Annotated in this window: 3 protein-coding genes; all 3 read right to left on the reverse strand. The window is 59.5% G+C overall.

Annotated elements, in window-relative coordinates; genetic code table 11:
* Positions 1–144 precede the first annotated feature (144 nt).
* Positions 145–480, reverse strand: a complete 336-nt coding sequence (locus tag ACWGS9_RS34350; RefSeq protein ID WP_454509372.1) for a BA14K family protein — start codon at positions 478–480, stop codon at positions 145–147.
* Between the two features lie 27 nt (positions 481–507).
* A complete protein-coding gene (locus ACWGS9_RS34355) occupies positions 508–1,470 on the reverse strand; it encodes a S8/S53 family peptidase (protein ID WP_454509373.1) in 963 nt (320 codons plus the stop codon).
* Between the two features lie 65 nt (positions 1,471–1,535).
* Positions 1,536–2,171, reverse strand: a complete 636-nt coding sequence (locus ACWGS9_RS34360) for a hypothetical protein (RefSeq protein WP_454509374.1) — start codon at positions 2,169–2,171, stop codon at positions 1,536–1,538.
* Positions 2,172–3,127: the final 956 nt, after the last annotated feature.

Here is a 3,127-nt window from a genome sequence, read left to right on the forward strand (position 1 = left end):
GAGAATCGAAAAGCGAACAAAACAGAATCAAAGCCACGAGTCGGCCGGACCAAAAACGTTTTTCAGCATCCTGTTAAGGCGGTCAAACAGAATAACAAAAAGCGCTGACCGCAAGGCCAGCGCTTTTGCCTGGGCTGGGAAGCCTCAGTTGGCGACGCAGAAATGCTGCTCGCCGTCATTGCCGGTGAAGGTGCCGGTGCGCGAGTTGAAGGTGCGGTAACGGTCAAAGCAATATTCGTACCAGCCACGGGTCCACGGCTCGGCGTTGCGGTCGGCATAGACGATGCGCGGCTGCGCATAGTAGCGGCGAACCGGTGCCGGGCGCACCCGTACATCGCGATCATAGTAATCGCCATCGTAGTAATCGCGCGGCGGCGGCCGGTTATTGGCCAACGCGCCAACGATCAGCGCGCCGGCGGCAAGGCCGAGCACGCCGGCGGCAACCGCGTCGCCGTTGCGGCGTGCACCGCCTCGCAGCAATTTCAGATCGGCGATCGATCCACTCTTTTATCGGATCGAAACGGGCGCCAGCGCCCTCGAGAGGCTGGCTTCGCCGCGGCCGTAAGTCTCCGGACGATAGTTGACGATCGTGTCGGTCCTGGCCGTATCCAGCAACTGATTTTTGATCTGGATCGGTGTCGCTGTTGTGAATTTGCTGCCCAGGATGGCGGCATAACCCGAAATCACAGCCGTCGCGCAAGATGTTCCCGGTAGGCCGGTTTTGTCATCTTCAACACCTACAGTCAGGAACTGGTTCTGCAGCTCCGGGATCGAGCCGGGGTAATTCGAATAGGGGGCCAGCTCAGCCTTGTTCTCGGGCGTGCCATTGTGGTCGAGCGCACCGACAAAAATTGTTGATGGCGCTCCCTCCAGATCGAGAGCTAGGAAATCCAGCTCCCCTTCTGTCGTCGGGGCACCTATCCGGATGCCATCGTTGCCGGCAGATTTCGCGATGAAGGCAGTACCTGCCCGGGCCACGTCGACGATCGACTGAGAAAGCCGATAGTCGCTTACTGGATTAGGAAGGCCGTAGCTCAAATTGATGACATTGGGGCCATCGGGCAGGTTGATCGGGGTGGTCTCGTCCACATAGTCACGCTCGAACATGTCTGCCCCAGGGGCCACCATGCCAGCTATTTCGGCTACCCATTGCCCGTGTAACTGGCTCTTTGGGCCAAAGCCGAGATCCCCTTCAATTCCGGGATAGAAGGTGAAGTTATCCACGATTGTTACCGACACACCATAACCGGTGTAGCCTGATGCCCAAGCCTGGCCAATGTCCGGGCTCATCCAACAAAAGGTGCCGTCGGCGTTTTGTGGGCAGCCCGAGCTACTGCTCCCTGCAGCTGGAAGCTTTGCGACGCCGGCCCCATCGCTGAGGTCACCAGCGAAACCACTTTTTGCCGACAGGCATAGGAGGAGCCCGAGGCCGGCAACGAGCGCTACCGGCAACGATTGGATCTTGCGCATATTAATCTTCCTGTCTGGATTTGTTGTTCATTGGCGAAATGTCCCGCCCACGCCGTTCACCATCACTAGAACCGATGCGTGAACCGGAGTTCGAGTTTCAGTCGGTTTGGTTGGAGGTTTGACAGATATTTCAACGTCTCCGCAGGCTGGATTTGTGAAGCCGCAAGGCGGCAATTCGCCGCTTGGACGCCGCCGATCGCGCCATAGTAAGCCGTGCAGGGTTGTTCCGTCAGGTTCCCGCCCAAGATCGATCTGACGGTGAGAGAAAGCGTGGTGGACGGTCTCAGTCGCTTTTGCACGACAAAGCCGAGTTCCACACTTGGCGCGATGCGGAGCTTTTCGGCGCGCTGACCCGTGCTCGCGCCCCACAGCAGACCGAAATCGTCTGACAGCTGCGTCAACATTTCAAATCGCATGTCGATCCAGCGGCTATGAAACCACTTATCGAAAGATACCCAGGTGCCGTCCGACAGCTCGTAACCACCCTGGCCTAGGCGGCGCGCGGCTTCGGTGAGCTCTGAACCCTGACGGATGTCGACAAGGCTGGTCTCCTGCCCGCTCGCAGTCGTCGCGCCGACCAACACTGCCATAACCGACGAGACCAAACCCGCCGCCAACCGAATGCACATCTGCCAACGCCCGTCATTCCAGCCGGCAGCCCATCCCCGGTCGATCGACAGGGTCCCTTGATAGGTGTCCAAACTCTCCAAGCGTCTCAGCTGCAAACGCCGGGTCGCCAACCGGCGACGCAATCATTATCGGTAAAGCCACTTTTCTACAGTCCTTCATTTGTCAGAGCTGCCTTTTCGCGCATCTCTTGAATGGCGCCCTGCCCGCGGGGAGGAAGTACGCAAGCAGGCGTGCCGCACAATAGGCCGGTTGGGTCGGGCAACAGCACAGCGGCGGCAGAAACTGATTAGGAGACCTTCTTGACGACAGCCTGACGTCAAGCGTCTAATGCCTGAGAAAATGGTGCCTCGCGGCTGGGCCACATTGGCTGGCGGCACTTCTAGGGTCTCTTTCTTTTTGGGGTACCTTCGCACCGGTCATCGGGCGACCGATGTTTCGCGGCCTTCCTATCGAGGTCATCCCCGGGTTCATGCTTCGGTCCGTGGTCAGCGGCGCGGCTGCCAACGCGATGCTGACCAGTGCGGCAACTTGAAGTGCCCATCTCATCGGCTTGCTCGAACGGAATGTTTCGCTGTCAAGCGAAATGAGGATTTGACCCTCCTATTGCCTCGGCTCGCCGGCGGCTAAGGCGCCGATGTAGGGGCCGATGACCTGGCTGGACGGTAGCAGCGGCTCGAAGCCCTCGCGGCGGGCACCAAGCCGGTAAAATGGCGCCAGTCCTTGGCGTAGGCGTTGCGCGTGTTTTCGGAGCTGGCGGCTTTGGCGCAGCCCTTCGCTGTTCGACTGTCGGAATGACCGTGCAGAAGTGGGCGCAGGCGCCAAGCGGCCGAGCGGGATGGCGCTGAACTCACGTCTGTGGTCAAGAGGCAGGGGCTGGCGGCGCTCGTCCTGGACTAGTGTGATCTTGTAAGCGGCAGCGTCGAAAGATGCCCAACCGACCAGGGCAGAATCTTGATTTGGATCAAGGTGACTTTGGCGCCTACTGGGGCAGAATTGCCCTTCTCTTTGACCACGGGCGTCGCGATGG

The organism is Mesorhizobium sp. Arg314 (assembly GCF_053714275.1).

What these genes read in the sequence shown, in the direction of transcription:
- ACWGS9_RS34355 (WP_454509373.1), bottom strand. Translation starts at nt 1,470, where the DNA reads ATGCGCAAGATCCAATCGTTGCCGGTAGCGCTCGTTGCCGGCCTCGGG.